Annotated in this window: 16 protein-coding genes; 6 read left to right on the top strand and 10 right to left on the bottom strand. The window is 46.2% G+C overall.

Going from position 1 to position 16,693, the window contains the following annotated elements; genetic code table 11:
* The first annotated feature begins 34 nt into the window (after nucleotides 1-34).
* A complete protein-coding gene (locus FEN17_RS11140) occupies nucleotides 35-733 on the top strand; it encodes a peptidoglycan DD-metalloendopeptidase family protein (RefSeq protein ID WP_138365444.1) in 699 nt (232 codons plus the stop codon).
* On the opposite strand, the gene FEN17_RS11135 is transcribed toward FEN17_RS11140, so the two are convergent.
* From FEN17_RS11135 to FEN17_RS11125, 3 genes are all read right to left on the bottom strand, one after another.
* A complete protein-coding gene (locus FEN17_RS11135; protein WP_138365443.1) occupies nucleotides 714-1,466 on the bottom strand; it encodes an SDR family NAD(P)-dependent oxidoreductase in 753 nt (250 codons plus the stop codon). The genes FEN17_RS11140 and FEN17_RS11135 overlap by 20 nt on opposite strands.
* A 26-nt stretch (nucleotides 1,467-1,492) precedes the next feature.
* On the bottom strand, nucleotides 1,493-3,193 hold the full coding sequence (locus FEN17_RS11130) for a S41 family peptidase (protein ID WP_138365442.1): 1,701 nt from the start codon (nucleotides 3,191-3,193) through the stop codon (nucleotides 1,493-1,495).
* Between the two features lie 141 nt (nucleotides 3,194-3,334).
* Nucleotides 3,335-5,284 carry an acetoacetate--CoA ligase gene (locus FEN17_RS11125; protein ID WP_138365441.1) on the bottom strand — a complete coding sequence of 650 codons (1,950 nt, stop codon included), beginning with the start codon at nucleotides 5,282-5,284 and terminating at the stop codon, nucleotides 3,335-3,337.
* A gap of 288 nt (nucleotides 5,285-5,572) precedes the next feature.
* Here FEN17_RS11125 and FEN17_RS11120 point away from each other — a divergent pair, with 288 nt between their 5' ends.
* A complete protein-coding gene (locus FEN17_RS11120; RefSeq protein WP_138365440.1) occupies nucleotides 5,573-7,216 on the top strand; it encodes a pseudouridine synthase in 1,644 nt (547 codons plus the stop codon).
* 76 nt (nucleotides 7,217-7,292) lie between these two features.
* On the opposite strand, the gene FEN17_RS11115 is transcribed toward FEN17_RS11120, so the two are convergent.
* The 5 genes from FEN17_RS11115 to FEN17_RS11095 all read right to left on the bottom strand — a co-directional run bounded on the left by FEN17_RS11115 (nucleotide 7,293) and on the right by FEN17_RS11095 (nucleotide 12,015).
* Nucleotides 7,293-8,825 carry a Do family serine endopeptidase gene (locus FEN17_RS11115; protein ID WP_138365439.1) on the bottom strand — a complete coding sequence of 511 codons (1,533 nt, stop codon included), beginning with the start codon at nucleotides 8,823-8,825 and terminating at the stop codon, nucleotides 7,293-7,295.
* Between the two features lie 217 nt (nucleotides 8,826-9,042).
* Nucleotides 9,043-9,474 carry an Hsp20/alpha crystallin family protein gene (locus FEN17_RS11110; RefSeq protein ID WP_138365438.1) on the bottom strand — a complete coding sequence of 144 codons (432 nt, stop codon included), beginning with the start codon at nucleotides 9,472-9,474 and terminating at the stop codon, nucleotides 9,043-9,045.
* 243 nt (nucleotides 9,475-9,717) lie between these two features.
* Nucleotides 9,718-10,464: a ribonuclease III gene (gene rnc, locus FEN17_RS11105; protein ID WP_138365437.1), complete on the bottom strand. Its 747-nt coding sequence runs from the start codon at nucleotides 10,462-10,464 to the stop codon at nucleotides 9,718-9,720.
* A 15-nt stretch (nucleotides 10,465-10,479) separates the two neighbouring features.
* Nucleotides 10,480-11,733 (bottom strand): beta-ketoacyl-ACP synthase II, encoded by a 1,254-nt coding sequence (fabF, locus tag FEN17_RS11100; protein WP_138365436.1) that lies wholly within the window; start codon nucleotides 11,731-11,733, stop codon nucleotides 10,480-10,482.
* A 45-nt stretch (nucleotides 11,734-11,778) separates the two neighbouring features.
* Nucleotides 11,779-12,015, bottom strand: coding sequence for an acyl carrier protein (locus FEN17_RS11095; protein WP_015813362.1), 237 nt, complete (start codon nucleotides 12,013-12,015; stop codon nucleotides 11,779-11,781).
* Between the two features lie 229 nt (nucleotides 12,016-12,244).
* Between FEN17_RS11095 and kdsA the strand changes: the two genes are divergently transcribed.
* The 3 genes from kdsA to FEN17_RS11080 all read left to right on the top strand — a co-directional run bounded on the left by kdsA (nucleotide 12,245) and on the right by FEN17_RS11080 (nucleotide 14,261).
* A complete protein-coding gene (kdsA, locus tag FEN17_RS11090; RefSeq protein ID WP_138365435.1) occupies nucleotides 12,245-13,057 on the top strand; it encodes a 3-deoxy-8-phosphooctulonate synthase in 813 nt (270 codons plus the stop codon).
* Nucleotides 13,054-13,731 (top strand): phosphatase PAP2 family protein, encoded by a 678-nt coding sequence (locus FEN17_RS11085; RefSeq protein ID WP_138365434.1) that lies wholly within the window; start codon nucleotides 13,054-13,056, stop codon nucleotides 13,729-13,731. Before kdsA ends, FEN17_RS11085 begins: the two co-directional genes overlap by 4 nt.
* Before the next feature lie 71 nt (nucleotides 13,732-13,802).
* Nucleotides 13,803-14,261 (top strand): GyrI-like domain-containing protein, encoded by a 459-nt coding sequence (locus FEN17_RS11080; protein ID WP_138365433.1) that lies wholly within the window; start codon nucleotides 13,803-13,805, stop codon nucleotides 14,259-14,261.
* A 70-nt stretch (nucleotides 14,262-14,331) separates the two neighbouring features.
* Here FEN17_RS11080 and FEN17_RS11075 read toward each other — a convergent pair whose 3' ends face one another.
* Nucleotides 14,332-15,144: a glycerophosphodiester phosphodiesterase family protein gene (locus tag FEN17_RS11075; protein WP_138365432.1), complete on the bottom strand. Its 813-nt coding sequence runs from the start codon at nucleotides 15,142-15,144 to the stop codon at nucleotides 14,332-14,334.
* Between the two features lie 21 nt (nucleotides 15,145-15,165).
* Nucleotides 15,166-16,083, bottom strand: coding sequence for a PfkB family carbohydrate kinase (locus FEN17_RS11070; protein ID WP_138365431.1), 918 nt, complete (start codon nucleotides 16,081-16,083; stop codon nucleotides 15,166-15,168).
* Nucleotides 16,084-16,280: 197 nt separating this feature from the next.
* Here FEN17_RS11070 and FEN17_RS11065 point away from each other — a divergent pair, with 197 nt between their 5' ends.
* Nucleotides 16,281-16,676 carry a DUF5618 family protein gene (locus FEN17_RS11065; RefSeq protein WP_138365430.1) on the top strand — a complete coding sequence of 132 codons (396 nt, stop codon included), beginning with the start codon at nucleotides 16,281-16,283 and terminating at the stop codon, nucleotides 16,674-16,676.
* Nucleotides 16,677-16,693 lie beyond the last annotated feature (17 nt).

The following is a 16,693-nucleotide window of genomic DNA, read 5'->3' as shown; positions in this document are numbered from 1 at the left end:
TTACATCCGGCATTTTTTATAACAACACATACCTATGCTTGAAAAAATTCTGGCCGAACATGCAGGCTTTGAGCGGATTATCAGAAGTAAAAAGCCTTTTAAAAAGCTCGATTTTACTGCCAATAATCTGGATCTCGTCAATCGAAACCTCACTGAAACCACAGATTTCGCGGATTATGTTTTTAAAGAAATGCTGGCAGATAATACCGCAATCGGTATCGGCGGCTATGGTGAGGACCGGATCATTTACCGGCAGCGCAAACATTTTTCACAGGATTTGGAGAACCCGAGGAGCATTCACCTGGGTACCGATATCTGGGCAGCAGCTGGTGAGCCAATTTACGCCCCGCTCGACGGCATCGTCCACAGCTTTGCATTCAATGATCATTACGGCGATTACGGCCCGACAATTATTTTGCAGCACGAATTGGCAGGAATCACCTTTTTTACATTATACGGCCACCTTTCTCTGGCATCGTTAACCGGACTTCACAAGGGAAAAACCTTCAAAGCCGGCCAGCCCCTCGCTACCATCGGTCCCTACCCCGAAAACGGCGACTGGCCCCAGCACCTGCATTTCCAGGTCATCAAAGATATGGGCCACTACATCGGCGACTTCCCCGGCGTCAGCAGCACGCAGGATCTGGCACATTACCTGGCTCTTTGCCCGGATCCGAATTTGATTTTGAGGATTGTGGAAAATGAAACACCAATCACTTCCGATGAATCGTAGTCGCCGCAGACTGCGCGCCAGCCAGGATCGTGATATCTGCAATTGTAACCCTGTCAGGGGCGTTTACTGCGTATAAAATAGCGTCGGCAATGTCGGCGGCTTGAAGGGGATCGAAGCCCTGATATACTTTTTCGGCGCGGGTTTCGTCACCTTTGAATCTTACTAATGAAAATTCTGTCTCGACAGCGCCGGGAGCAACATTGGTTACCTTAATGCCGTGCTGGGTCAGTTCCAGGCGCATTCCTTCACTCACTACTTCGACTGCCGCTTTGGAGGCGCAGTAAACCACGCCATTTGGGTAAGTTTGTTTGCCAGCGATGGAGCTGATATTTACAATATGACCCTTTCCACGTTCCAGAAGCAGCGGTATCACGGCTTTGGAGACATACAGCAATCCCTTCACATTGCCGTCGATCATTGCATCCCAGTCGTCCGTATCACTTTCATCCAGAGAACCCAGGCCATGCGCATTGCCCGCATTGTTAACCAGAATGTCGATATTTTTCCAATCATCCGGCAGCGAGCCGATCATCGCGGTCACCGCACCTTTATCCCTGACATCAAAAATGAGCGTGGTAACCGTGACCTTGGAGGATAATTCCTGGGCAACTTCGTCGAGCTTTTCTTTACGTCTGCCGCAAAGGATCAAGTCGATTCCTGCTTCGGCGAAAATTTCTGCCGTGGCTTTTCCAATGCCGGAGGTTGCTCCGGTAATCAATGCTATTCGGGACATTTTGTGGTGGTTCTGTTCAGAAAATACTACTTGTTTTTGGGGATGTTCAGGCTACTGAATTTACCTTTTTCCAACTGGGCCGCCTGACTGAAAAGCTGAACCGCCTGCGCATACACATTGTCGGTCTGATTCAGAACCTGGAATACTTCATTATTCAGGCCATTTTTCTGTTTTCTTCCCCATACATACCGGCCAATAATGGCTTTGGTTTGGGAAGTGATCAGCGATTTGGAATGTGCCAGCTCTTTTTCATTTGGTTTGATCCCCGATTTTGTAGCGTCTTTTACCAGATCGGATAGCATGGCGTCTGTTACCTGGAATGTTTGCAGGAAATCTTTAAAGGGTTGTTTTTCAAGCTTCTTCTGATTTTCATTTGCATACCGGAGCGCATATTCGCGGATGATGTTTTTGGAATAAAGCTCAAATAAGTATTTGCTGTTCAGTAAAGTATCTTTTGGAACAAAAATATCCGGCGTAATCCCACCTCCGCCGTAAACGACCCGGCCGCCGTCGGTTTTATAAACTTTGCTTTTGTCAAACTTGATACTATCCGCATTGAAAAGCTCGCCGCTTTCATACCGGTGCGAAAGATCCAGACTGTAATCTTCGCCTTTTCCCATTTCATAAGGTTTTTGAATGCTGCGGCCGCTCGGCGTGTAGTATCTTGAAATAGTCAGGCGCAACTCAGAACCGTCCGACAATTTTATCGGCATTTGGACCAACCCTTTTCCGTAAGATCTTCTTCCCACAACCAGCGCCCGATCGTGATCCTGCAATGCGCCGGCGAGAATTTCCGATGCAGACGCACTTCCTTCATCCACCAAAACAATCAGCGGGCCCTGCTCAAACAAGCCATCAACGTGCGAGCGCGTCTTGCGGTCGAAGCGGCTGTCTTTGCCTTCGGTGTACACCAGCAGCTTATCTCCGGCTATAAATTCGTCGGCCATGCTGGTCGCACGCTCCATGTATCCGCCCGGATTTCCGCGCAAATCGAGGATCAGGTTTTTAAGACCCTCCGCTTTCAAGGTTTTTAATGCTGATTTAAATTCGTCAAATGTGGTTTCTGAAAAACGGCTCACTTTGATATAGCCAATTTCCTGGTTCACCATATACGATGCGTCCACGGAATAAGTCGGGATTCGGTCACGTACGACGGCATAGTTCATGCGCTCCTTCTGCCCCACTCTTTCAATCGACAAATCGACTTTTGTACCTCTTTTTCCTCTTAACAATTTGTAAACCTGTGCATTAGTGACGCCGGGGCCTGAAAGGTTTTCTTTATTTACAGAAATAATCCGGTCGCCGCTCTGGATCCCGACGGTTTCCGACGGACCTCCGCTCAGCGGCGTAACCACATATACCGTATCATTATAAATGTTGAATTCGACGCCGATTCCATCAAAACCAGATTCCAGCTGTGAGCGCGCGGCTGTTGCTTCTTCCGAATTGAAATAGGCTGTGTGCGGATCCAGCTTTTCAAGCATTTTGGAAATAGAAAAATCCACCAGCTCATCGGTATCCACAGAATCGACATAATTATTCTCGACCAGCATCAACACTTCGCGGTATTTGGCATAACCCTTGGCTACGTCCGAAAGCTTGCGCCCACCGCTGAAAAACGTGCTTCCCAGCAAAACCCCGGCAGCTAATGTGATGGCAATGATGATGGGGAGACGAATGATCGATTTCGAATTCCGAATCGGTGAACCGGATTTATCTGGACTCATACTGGTCAGTTTTAAAGGACTTAGTAAACCTGCCGGTCGGGCATGTTTCTCTAACGTGAAGTAAACGATTTTGATTGCCTAATGCAAGTGGCACAGGCGATTGATTCCTACCTGAAAAGTCACTTTAAATCGAGCCGGTTTTCAAACAAATGCCTTCAAAGATTCCGGGTTACGCATTGTATCTGGGTTCACGCAGTTCGCCGGATCTTCGCCCATCAGGATCCGTTTCATCGGCGCCTCCATTTTTTTCCCGTTGATTGTATAAGGAATGTCATTTACCTGCTCGATGGTATCGGGGACGTGCCGCGGGCTGTATTCTGTCCGCAAAACATCCTTAATGTGCTTTTTCAGCTCGTCTGTCAGGATTTTATCTTTTCCCAAAACCACAAAAAGCGAAATGGTACCCTCGCCGCTGGTTTTATCAAGATAAACTGCAAGACTGTCTTTTACATCCGGAATACTTTCTACCGCGCGGTAAATTTCCGCTGTCCCAATCCGCACGCCGCCGCGGTTCAATGTTGCATCGGAGCGGCCGTAGATGATCACTGATTTTCTGGTAGTTACCTTGATCCAGTCGCCGTGCCGCCAAATGTTCGGGTAGGTTTCGAAATAGCTGCTGAGGTATCTTTCGTCATTTTCATCATTCCAGAAAAAAACGGGCATCGAAGGCATCGGCTGGGTAATGACCATTTCACCCATTTCATTTAAAACGGGCTTACCATTTGCATCAAATGCTTCGATTTTGCAGCCCAGCATCCGACATTGAATTTCTCCGGCATAAACCGGAAGTAAGGGACATCCGCCCACGAAAGCGCTGCAAACATCGGTGCCGCCACTTAGTGAAATCAGCCAAACGTCTTTTTTGACTTGTTTGTAAATCCACTCATAAACCTCTGCGGGCAAAGGTGAACCCGTAGATCCCAACGTTTCCAAATGTGAAAGCCGCTCGGTGGTAATGCTGACGCCGCTTTTCATGGAGGCAATAAAATAAGCAGCGCCGCTGCCAAAATGCGTGATTTTGGCCTTTTCCGCCAAAGTCCATAAAACTTGCGAGGAAGGAAAAGCCGGGGCGCCGTCGTAAAGCACCAGGGTAGCGCCGCAAAGCATTGAGCCCAATGCATAATTCCACATCATCCAGCCGGTGGTCGAATACCAAAAATAGCGGTCGCCGGGCTTGACATTCTGGTGCAGCATCAATGCTTTCATGTGCTCGATCAGACAGCCGCCTACGCCGTGCGTGATGGCTTTGGGCTGGGCGGTTGTTCCAGAAGAATATAATATCCAGATCGGGTGATCGAATGCAACTGGCTCAAAATCAAGCCCGAAGTTTTGAATGTGCAGGATATCTTCCCAGGAAGTGAGCCGCTCGGGCCGGTTTTCAGAGAAAATATTATTGATTAAAACGGTGTCTTTCACCGAAGGCAATGCGTAGGATAACTCTTGCGCAAATGAAGTGATGTCGTAAGTTTTACCATTGTAGGTGTAGCCGTCCACAACAAAAAGTACTTTAGGCTCGATCTGCTCAAAACGCTCTAAAATCGCTCTTTTGCCAAAATCAGGAGAACAGGATGACCAGATCGCGCCGACTGCATTAGTCGCCAGAAAAGCCGTGACAGCCTGCGGAATGTTGGGCAAAACTGCCGCTACCCGGTCGCCAGGCTTGATACCGCGCTGTTTGAGCCAGGTTGCAATTGCAGCTACTTCCTCTTCTAATGTTTCCCAGGAAATTTCTTTGGGCTCCGATTTTTCGTTTTGGAAAATAATAGCTGGCCGGTCTTTGGTTTTATTCCTGAAAATGTGCTCCGCGTAGTTCAGTTTAGCGCGTGTAAACCATTTAGTACCGATCAGGCCGCTTTGTGGTCTTTGTAAAACTTCGAGGTATAAATCGTGGGATTTAATGTTGAAATAATGCCAGAGACTTTCCCAGAAATCTTCGAGATCTGTCACCGACCATTCCCATAAATCTTCGTATGAACGGAAATAAAGGCCTTTTTTGACGAACAGCCAGTCCATGAATTTTTTGAGATTGGATTGTTCCAGTAATGCTCTACCGGGCTTCCACAGTGGCTGGACCTGTACTTCAGACGACATATTTAAAGGATTAGGTGAAGGTATTCTCGCAAAACAGCCTAAAAACGGCCATTCTACAATAGTATTTATAAACGTTCGGTTATCACTTTTGACATAAAACGAAACAAAAAATTTTACCCCGAAAAAAGCGTATCTTTGCGCCCTTTAATATTCAACACAAGTACTCTGATCATCAGATACGTTAGATAGGGGATTTTAGTGGCATTCCAATAATCAGCTACATTAAATCACTATCAGTTACACAAAATTGTAAGAGGAAATTAAATCCAGTAGTGATACTGCATTCCTATGAGAAAAAGAACAACTCCCGGCGGCGGCGGCAGCCCCTTCAAAAAAGCGAAACCAGCAGTAGAAAGTCGTTTCAGCAAACCCAGCATCAAAAAGTCCAGCCTGAGAGTGACCGGGCAAACCGACAACAAGGCGCCGAAATCCCGCCCGAGCTTCGATCACGAAAAACCCAAAAACGAAAGACCCAGGTTTGACAAACCTGAATTCCGCAAGTTCGGATCAGACAGACCGGATCGCGGTCCGTCACGTCCTTTCAAACGCGAAGGCGATTCCCGCGGCGGCGATGACCGCAGAGACTCGGGAAGAAGCACGCCGGACCGATACGCTAAGACATTCAAGCCGCGTGAAGAATTTGGATCAAGAGAATTCAAGCCACGCGAAGAATCCAAATCGAGGGAATTCAAGCCGCGCGAAGATCGCAGACAGGACGAAGGAAGAACATTCGGCGACCGTCCTGAAAGACCGCGTTTTGAAAAAGGCGGCGATTCTAGAGAGTTCAAACCACGCGAAGACCGTCGGTCAGGTGAAGGAAGAACATTTGGTGACAGACCGGAAAGATCTCGGTTTGATAAAGGCGGTGATTCGCGGGAATTTAAACCACGTGAAGATCGGGGACAAGGCGAAGGAAGATCATTTGGCGACAGACCTGAAAGACCACGTTTTGAAAAAGGCGGCGATTCGAGAGAATTTAAGCCGAGAGAAAATGTTAGGCTGGGGTCGAGAAGACCTTTCGGGGATAAGCCTGCTTTTAAAAAAAAAGATGAGATAGCGGATTCTGATGAGCCAGGGGGCAGAGAACGTGCGCCGAGAAACGAGGAAGATGCAACTGGAAACCGTAGCGGATTAGACCGCAGGGTGGGCAGATTTGAAAGTGCGCCGAGATATAATCTCGCAGATTATGAGAAAAAAGGTGCTCCGAAAAATAAAGAAGAAAGCGACGAGATCCGTCTTAACCGGTACATTGCTAATGCGGGGATCTGCTCCCGCCGTGAAGCCGACGAACTGATTTCTTCCGGCCAGATTTCTGTAAATGGCAAAACCATTACTGAAATGGGCTACAAGGTTAAGCCGACTGACGTAGTGAAATATGGCAAGAAAGCTTTGAACCGGGAGAAAATGGTGTATATCCTGATCAACAAACCAAAGGATTACATTACCACCACCGACGATCCTGAAGAACGTAAAACGGTTTTGGATCTGATCGCTGGCGCTTGTTCAGAGAGAGTTTATCCTGTGGGCCGTCTTGACAGAAATACTACCGGACTTTTGCTCCTGACCAATGATGGCGAACTGGCTGAAAAGCTGACGCACCCGTCGGGCGGGATCAAAAAAATCTACCAGGCCGAACTGGACAAACCGATTACGACAGAGGATTTTGAGTTACTGCAAGCTGGCGTAGCACTGGAAGACGGTTTTATCCGCCCTGATGAAGTCGGCATCGTCACACCCGACGCGATGGTTGTTGGTCTGGAAATCCACAGCGGCCGCAACCGCATCGTACGCCGGATGTTCGAACATTTAGGCTACGAAGTTCAGAAGCTGGACCGTACTGTTTTCGCAGGTTTGAATAAAAAAGATTTACCACGCGGCAAGTGGCGCTTTTTGAGTGAGAAAGAGGTGATTAAGTTGAAATTCTTGCTTTGATTTAGGTAAATAGAAAAATAAATAGGGCTCCGATGCAAACATCGGAGCCCTATTTATTTAAATGCTATCTCAGATTTTACAACCTGAAACCGAATGAATAAACATCATAAGGCGCGTCAGGATAAAGTCCTTCAAACTGCACCATAGATTCTTCTTTTCCGGCGATCGCGGCTTCGAAATCCTTCACCGTTTTGACAGCTTTGCCATTTACTTTGGTAATGATAAAGCCTTCCTCTACTTGTGAGCGGCCGAATTTGCCACCTTCGATAGACAAAACTTTAACGCCGCCATCGATTTTATAACGTGACAAACGTTGTTTTTCCGTATCGCTCAGGTTACCGAATTGTGCACCCAAAGCATTCATGATCGCCGCAGTTTCGTCACGTTTCAGAATGTCCGAACCGCCGGTACGATTGCGCAATGTAATGCTCAGGTCTTTTTCTTTTCCTTCACGGTTGACCGTCAGGTTCACTTTATCGCCAGGCTTGTGCAAGCCGATAGACTGCTGCAATTCCGGAACTGAGTGAATATCCATGCCGTCTACTTTTACGATCACATCACCTTTTGCAACACCACCAGCTTTGGCAGCGCTGTTTTCAGTGAATTCACGCACATATACGCCATCATTTACTTTTACGCCATATTCTTCGGCTTTTCTACTGTCCAGATCATCCAGCTGGATACCCAGGTAACCACGCTGCACATTACCGAATTTGATCAGGTCACTTGATACTTTTTTCACAATGCTCGAAGGAACTGCAAATGCATAACCAGCAAAGCTACCTGTCGGACTTGCGATGGCCGTATTGATACCGATCAGCTCACCTTTCAAATTAACCAGCGCACCACCACTGTTTCCAGGGTTTACCACCGCGTCAGTTTGGATAAAAGATTCAAGAGGAGAATCACCGGCCGCCATAGAAGCAGGTGTAACACCATTACGACGGCTGTTTTGACCAATAATTCCAAGACCGCGGCCTTTTGCGCTCACAATACCCGCAGTTACTGTGGATTCCAGGTTGAAAGGGTTACCAACCGCTACTACCCATTCTCCCACTTTTACAGCATCAGAATTTCCCAGTACAACTGCCGGAAGATCCTTTGCCTCGATTTTGATAACAGCAATGTCCGTAGAAGGGTCAGTACCAATCACTTTCGCCCTGAACTTGCCTTTGTTATGTAAAGTAACTTCCAATTCCTGCGCACCTTCTACCACGTGGTTGTTGGTAACAATATAGCCGTCGTTGGAAATAATTACGCCCGAACCAGCGGCTTCCTGAGATTGTGGCCCGCGTGATCCGCCGCCGAAATCATCACCAAAAAAATCCCTGAAAATATCCGGAATCTGCTGCTGGCTGCGCGAAGGCTGGCGTGTGATAGTAGACTTAATGTGCACCACGGTAGGCGTAGTAGCCTCCGCAGCATATACGAAATCGCCAGGCGCCCCTACCGGCGAACCTGTGGAAGTGAAGCGCGCGATAGGCTCACGGCCGGCTTCCTTGAAAATTACATCTTTACCATTATCTGGACTTAACAGCTTAAAGCCGGCAAGAGTTGATGCACTGGAAATCAACCCAACCAACACTAAACCTTTCCAATTCGTTTTCATAGACATATGTTGGGGTTTTTATTTTTTTGGTGAACAAATAACGCAAAGCCAATAGTAAGTTATTCCCGTAGCAGGCTCATTTAACATATTTTAACAAAGGTATTTCATTTACCAATTTACTAAAATATCCTGCCAATCGAAATTGGGATTTACATGAATGGCCTCATAAAAAAGGGCGCTATTCTTTTGAATAACGCCCTTTATAGGATCCGGATGATTAAGCAATCTCAATCAAACGGGCTGGTTTTTCTTTCGCCTCTTCACGTTTCGGAAGTGCAATACTCAAAACGCCTTCGTTGTAAGTAGCTTCAATTTTATCGCCATCCACGGTGTTAGGCAAAGTGAAAGTGCGTTGGAAAGAGTTGTACTTGAATTCCCTGCGGGTGTACTTCTCGTTGCTTTCTTCTTCTTTCACTTCTTTTTGTGCAGAAATGGTCAGCTGGTTTTTTTCCAGGTTCAATTTAAAATCGCCTTTTTGAAGGCCTGGTGCAGCCACTTCAATGCGGAAACCTTCCTGGTTTTCAATAACATTCACAGCTGGTACACTTCCTGAAAAAGCAGGTGTGTTGTATTCGTTGAAAAGTTCTTTACCAAAAAATCCGTTCAAATAAGATGGACCTGCGAAATGTGTTTTGACTAACGTGCTCATTGTTTTATCAGTTTTAATGTTTTTGATTTAGAGTTTTAACCGTTGCGGTTCGTGAGGTAATCAACAACATTTGTTCCCAGCTACAAAAAGGAAGATTGAACTGACAAAAAGTCTTGAAATTTGAAATTCAAACAAAAATACAGACAAAATGTCCGTATTTTTATAATATTTCGAATGAAATTTTGACACAATGATACCTTAACTAGTACCAAAAGTACCAGACAGAAGCATTTTCAATAAATACTAGCGAAGTTCGAGGATAGCGCAGGCTTGCTCGGAAGCGGATTGTTCGGCTTTCTTTTTGGTAAAACCGTTACCGGTAGCGAAAGGCTCGTCGTTGACGAGGATCTGAGAAATGAATTCGCGGTGATGGCGGGTACCTCTTTCTTCGAGAATCTCGAAGCGGATTTCCTTGCCTTCACGCTGTGCCCACTCGATGATGAGACTCTTGAAGTTGGCATTGTTTTGGATAATGCTGTCCAGATCGTAGTGCGTGATCAGTTTGCTGATGATAAAAGTGCGGGTGAACCTGAAACCTTTATCAAGATAAATAGCGCCGACAAATGCTTCAAGCGCGTCGCCGTACATGGAAGATCTTGGCGACATGCCGCGTCGGTTTCCATCATACTCGATCAGATGATCAAGACCTAACTTCCGCGAAATTTGATTGAGAGACTCTCTATTTACAATCCGGGAGCGGATTTCGGTCAGAAAACCTTCGTCTTTGTAGGGATATTTTGTGAAGAGAAATTCGGCCACCACCATTCCTAAAACCGCATCCCCGAGATATTCCAATCTTTCATTGGATTCTCTAAAACCTTTGATAGCAGTCTCTTTGGAGGCCGAAGTATGGCGAAAAGCAAGCTGATATACCCCAAGATTGGAAGGACGGTCGCCGATCACATGTGCAATCGACTCTTTGAATTTTTTGTCCTCAGCACTTCCGGTCCTGAAAAGAGAAAGTATCGGTATTAAGATTCGCTTTGCCAAATGGTGAAAAGTTTATCAGTCTTCATACTTTTTGAAAATGACTGATGCATTATGTCCGCCAAAACCAAAGGTATTGCTCAGTGCATAATTTATCTCCCGTTTTTCAGCCTTATTAAATGTAAGCTTCAATCTCGGATTAATTTCCGGATCGTCAGTAAAATGGTTAATCGTAGGAGGTACTATCTGATCCCGGATCGCCATCACGCAGGCCGCGGCCTCGATAGCGCCCGCGCCGCCCAGCAAGTGGCCAGTCATGGATTTGGTAGAGCTGATGTTCAGTTCGTAAGCATGTTCGCCGAAGAACTTTTCAATCGCTTTGATTTCACCCGGATCTCCGATTGGCGTAGATGTTCCGTGCGTATTAATGTAGTCAATGTCTTCCGGCCTGATACCGGCATTTTCGACCGCATTTTTCATAACGATCTGCGCGCCAAGCCCGTCAGGATGGGGAGCTGTAATGTGGTATGCGTCTGACGACATTCCGGCACCGACCATTTCAGCGTAAATTTTGGCACCCCGGGCTTTTGCATGTTCCAGTTCTTCCAGGATGATCGCTGCACCTCCTTCTCCCAAAACAAAACCGTCACGGTCTTTATCGTAGGGACGGGAAGCTGTTTCAGGCGAATCGTTTCTTTCTGAAAGTGCTTTCAATGCATTGAACCCTCCCACACCGGCAATTGTAACCGCAGCTTCCGAACCGCCTGAGATACAGACATTCATCATACCCAATTTGATATAATTGAATGCATCGATCAAAGCATTGGTCGCGGATGCGCAGGCAGAAACTGTAATGTAGTTGGGACCCCGGAAACCGTAGCGGATCGAGAGAACGCCTGATGCGCTGTCCACGATCATTTTGGGGATAAAGAAAGGATTGAAGCGGGGTGTGTTGCCGTTTGTGGCAAAGTTGCTTACCTCCTCTTCGAAAGTTTTGAGACCGCCGATACCGGTACCCCAAATTACACCGGCTTTGTCGAGATCCACGGAGTCCTCGGCAAAGCCGGCGTCTTTCATTGCTTCGTCCGCAGCAATAACAGCGTATTGCGTGAACGGATCCATTTTACGAGCCTCCTGGCGGGGGATGTAGTTGTTGATGTCTAAGCCTTTGACCTCGCAGGCGAAGCGCGTGCGAAATTTTTCAGCATTAAAATGTGTGATAGGTGCTGCTCCGCTTACACCTGCCACCAAATTTGTCCAAAAGGTAGAAACATCATTTCCGATGGGCGTTAATGCACCCATCCCGGTAATCACAACTCTCTTAAAACTCATAAAATAGGGACAGAAATAGAAGATGATACTGGTGTAAAAACCGAATTACTTCACGTTTTCTTCCAGATATGCAACAGCCTGGCCTACAGTGCCAATGTTCTCTGCCTGATCGTCAGGAATAGATAGATTGAATTCTTTTTCAAACTCCATAATCAATTCAACGGTATCTAGAGAGTCTGCTCCCAAGTCGTTCTGGAAGTTTGCTTCCGGCGTAACCTCCGACTCTTCAACGCCGAGTTTCTCGACGATAATTTGCTTCACTCTTTCTGCAATTGCTGACATTTTATATTCACTTTTTGGTTAAAATCGCCACAAAGAAAGATAATACAGTTCACTTTTTCAAAATTTTTTTAGCCCTATCATTTTATTACGGACACTGTAATGCAAATAAAAAAAAGCAGAAAATCAATATCTTATCGTGGCAATGAAAGCTAAAATCAGCCAATACTCTGAAGAACATTGCGGATAAATGTACATTCGTGAAACATTTAACAGTCCACACGCATCAGCTATGCTTTCCATCCCAGATTTAAAAAATACCGATTCGCCCCTGTTTTTCCTGATGGCCGGCCCCTGCGCCATCGAAGGACGGGATATGGCGTTGCGCATTGCCGAACATATTTCAACGCTCACAGAAAAACTTCGCATTCCTTACATATTTAAAGGATCTTACCGTAAAGCAAACCGTACAAAAATTGATTCTTTCACAGGCATCGGCGATGAAAAAGCATTGAAAATACTTCTGGAAGTCCGCGAAACATTTGGTATACCTGTCGTAACAGATATTCACGAATCGCATGAAGCTGCCTTCGCGGCTGAGTATGTGGATGTTCTGCAAATCCCGGCATTCTTATGCAGGCAAACGGAATTGCTGGCCGCAGCAGCCAAAACCGGCAAAGCAGTAAATGTGAAGAAGGGCCAGTTCCTTTCCGGCGCTTCGATGAAATTTGCCGCTGAAAAGATTCATGAGGTAAATCCGGATTGTCAGGTGATTTTAACCGACCGTGGAAACAGCTTTGGCTACGGCGATCTGGTTGTGGATTACCGCAATTTGCCGGAAATGGCTGCATTTGGCGTGCCGATCGTGATGGATTGTACACATTCGCTGCAACAACCCAACCAAACTTCCGGCGTTACCGGTGGCAAACCGAAACTGATCGAGACAATTGCAAAAGCAGCAATTGCGGTAGGCGCCGACGGGCTTTTTATTGAAACGCATTTCAATCCGTCAGAAGCAAAATCCGATGGCGCAAATATGCTCCCGCTGGATCAATTAGAAGGTTTATTGCAAAAACTCGTGCGTGTGAAAGAGGCAATTCTATGATTTTCCAATTAAGCAAATTTCCACTTTACTGTTTTCTCTTTTGGTGCAGCCTGGCATCTCCTGCCACTTTTGCGCAAGGAGCTGACTCCACATTATGGGTCGTCAAGGCCGGGGACGTGATACCACCGGTGTCGCTGGCGCTGGCTGGGCTAATTGTCCAGGGGAAAATCAGCCGGCAGTTGCAGCGGCATGTTGTTTCGCAGTATCCCAACTTTCATACGAACGTCGACGATTATTTGCAATATGCGCCGGGTGTGGTGAGTCTTGGATTGGCGGCTGCCGGGGTCAAGGGCAAACATTCGCTTGGCGATCAGGTCATTCTCGCCATACTAAGCAATGTAGCCTCGCAAGGCATCACTTATAGCCTGAAAAGAATCATCCAGTATCCCAGGCCAAATGGCGAGGACAATCATTCATTTCCGTCGGGGCATAGTACCACGGCTTTCACCAATGCGACGATTCTGCATGAAGAATACGGCCAGCGCAGTGTTTTTTACAGCATTGGGGGTTATGGAACTGCCACCACAGTGGGAGCACTCCGCATTTTGCACAACAAACATTGGGCGGCCGATGTGTTAATGGGCGCGGCGGTCGGGATTGGGGCTACCAAAGTTTTGTACATTAGTTATCCCTGGCTGCAAAAAACGGTGCGTAAAATGAAGCACAAAAAATAATTTGAAACCAACTGACATAGGGTTGTCATAAGGCCAAGTTTATTTTGAATCAGAACTAAAAACTTATTCAAATGCTGATCAGGACCATTCACCCTATTCATGTTTTGTTTTTCGAAACCAAAACTTCGCTTAAAGAACTGTCGCAGCATGTTCGTCACGTGGCACGCAAGATTTACCAGGAGGCTGTGCGCAATGACCTGGAAATCACCGGACCGGTTTACTGGGTTTATGAAGGTGCCGACGGAAATCCGGAAACTGTGTTTTCGCTGACGATCGCGCTGCCGGTAAGTCCATCGGAGAAAATCCTGAATTCGGAATTCAAGACCAAATTCCTGGAAGAATTTAACTGTGTCACCGAGCAGCTTTTCGGGGACTGGAATGGTTTGGGGAAAGTTTATGGCTCCCTGATTTCGGATATCTTTTCGGGGAACAAGACATTATCTGGCAAAAACCGGGAGGTATATATCAATATGGACTTCGAAAATCCGGAGAGGAATATTACGGAAGTGCAGATTGGAATCTTAAATTAATTCGTGTTTGATTCGTGCATTCGTGGCATCAACCTTTTTGCCACGAATACACAAATGATACACGAATATTTTACAAATGATCTTCTTTTAGAAATGCTCTGAGTTCAGCGGGTTTATCGGATTGTAATCCATGAACGCCTTTTTGCAAAGTGGCTTTCCACGAAGCCGGGCCTTCCGATGGGCTTTGCACGTCGAGCCAGACAGCGATGCCGTGCGCCTCAGCTGCTTTTACAAGCTCAGGATCAGCAACATTATCCAGAACCTGGACATGTAATTTTTCCAGAAATGCCTGCAAATGTTCTTTATTCGTGACTTCTTTTGGCAGACTGGTCATCAGCGGCATTTTTGGGTCCGCATCTTTCCATTCTTTATACTGAGACTCTTTATTCAGGTAAACAACCACCTGATGCTCCATCCCCGCCGCCTTGATTTGCTTCAATGTTTCAGCAACGTCTGCATCTTTGAAATCAAGGTAAATGTTGATCTTATCCTTGCAAAGCGCCAAAACCTCCCGAAATTCAGGAATATGATGTGGCCTTTTATTCTTGTTAAATACCTGCAACTTCTCCACTTCCTCAAAAGTCATCGCCGCAATCTTGCCACTGCCATTTGTAGTCCGGTCGACGGTTGCATCATGTAAAACCACCAGATGCCCGTCTTTCGTAGTCCGCAAATCCACCTCGACATAATCCGCCCCACAATTAATCGCCTCTTTGTAGGAAGCCAGCGTATTTTCAGGCACATTGACGTGGTTCCCCCGGTGCGCGATGACCACAATTTTATTTTTAGACTTGGGCAGCGGCGCATGTTGCTGGGCAGCAACATTCAAAGCACACGTGATCAGGAGAAACAGGATGCCGGTTTTTTTAAAAGATAAGCTCATCTCAACTTAGGAAAATCAATGTTACTGAATCTCGAAACTCGACAAATTCACAAAATCCTGCACCCGCGCATTGATCTCTTCTCTTGAAAGTTTTACAAGACGCTCAGTACCAAATTTTTCCACACAAAACGAAGCCATCGCGGAACCATAAATGATGGCCCTTTTCATATTTTCAAAAGAAATATCATTGGTGCTCGCAAGGTAACCGATAAATCCACCCGCGAATGTATCTCCTGCGCCAGTCGGGTCGAACACTTCTTCCAGCGGCAATGCAGGTGCGAAGAAAATGCGATTGTCCTGGAACAACAGTGCTCCGTGTTCTCCTTTTTTGATAATCAATGTCTTAGGCCCCATTTCCATGATTTTCTTCGCCGCTTTTCTCAGCGAATATTCTCCCGAAAGCTGGCGTGCTTCCTCATCATTGATTGTGATCAAATCCACCATTTTCAAAACCGCTTTCAGATCTTCCAGCGCAATGTTCATCCAAAGGTTCATGGTATCGAGCATGATCAGCTTTGGGCGCTTCGACATTCTTTCAATGACTAGTTTTTGAGTCGCAGGGACCGTATTTCCCAACATTAAAAACTCGGTTCCCTGGTAAGACGCCGGAATGATCGGATCGAAATGCTCCATCACATTCAGCTCGGTAATGAGGGTATCGCGGCTGTTCATATCTTCATGGTACTTGCCCGACCAGAAGAATGTTTTTCCGTCCTGCACAATTTCAAGTCCTTCTGTATTAACGCCATGGTCTTGTAGCAGCCCAATCATTTCCTGCGGGAAATCACCGCCGACTACGGCAACCAGGTTATTTTCTTTAGTAAAATAAGATGCGGCTAGTGTGATGTAAGTGGCAGCCCCGCCAATAATTTTGTCTGTTTTTCCAAAAGGTGTTTCGAGTGCATCGAATGCAACAGATCCTACGGTTAATAAACTCATAAATAAGTACTATGTTGATTTTAAGATGGTTTCAAACTGATTTTCAAGCGCAAAATCGCTGCGAAGATAAACAAATCACCCGAATCACCTCTTTGGCCCCCGCCAATATCCCGAACCGTGCAAAGCAATCTTAGGTTATTTGTTATTTTTGCTTTCTGACGAATTTTATTCTCCACTATCAAATCACATACTTATTCATGGAAGCAGTTTCAGAAGCCAGAAGGCACATTGACAATGCAAAAGATTTCCTCAGCAACAACGCCAAAAAACAGGACGGACTTTATCAGGACAAAAAGTATGTCAAGATTGCAGGGCATACTGCTTACACAGGTATCTTGTTGGTGTTGAATGAAGTTTTAGGAGAAAAAAATAAGAAAACCCCGAAAAGCGTAGAGTGGTATCAGCATGAATTGAGTCGTATTGATAAAAGCCTGCTTGCCAAATTCACAACCGCTTACGAGCTTCTGCACATTAACATGGGGTATCAAGGTAGCAGAAGTGCTAAAATCGCCTCGGTAGGAATTCAGACAGCCGAACAAATCATCAACTGGGTGGAAACCCGACTTGCGAAAACGCAGTTAAAGAATCAGTAATCAAGTACCAGACATAA

Origin of the sequence: Dyadobacter luticola (genome assembly GCF_005860805.1) — a bacterium.
Taxonomy (GTDB): domain Bacteria; phylum Bacteroidota; class Bacteroidia; order Cytophagales; family Spirosomataceae; genus Dyadobacter; species Dyadobacter luticola.
Note: the sequence above shows the minus strand (reverse complement) of the source record. Positions and strands in the feature narration are given on the sequence as shown.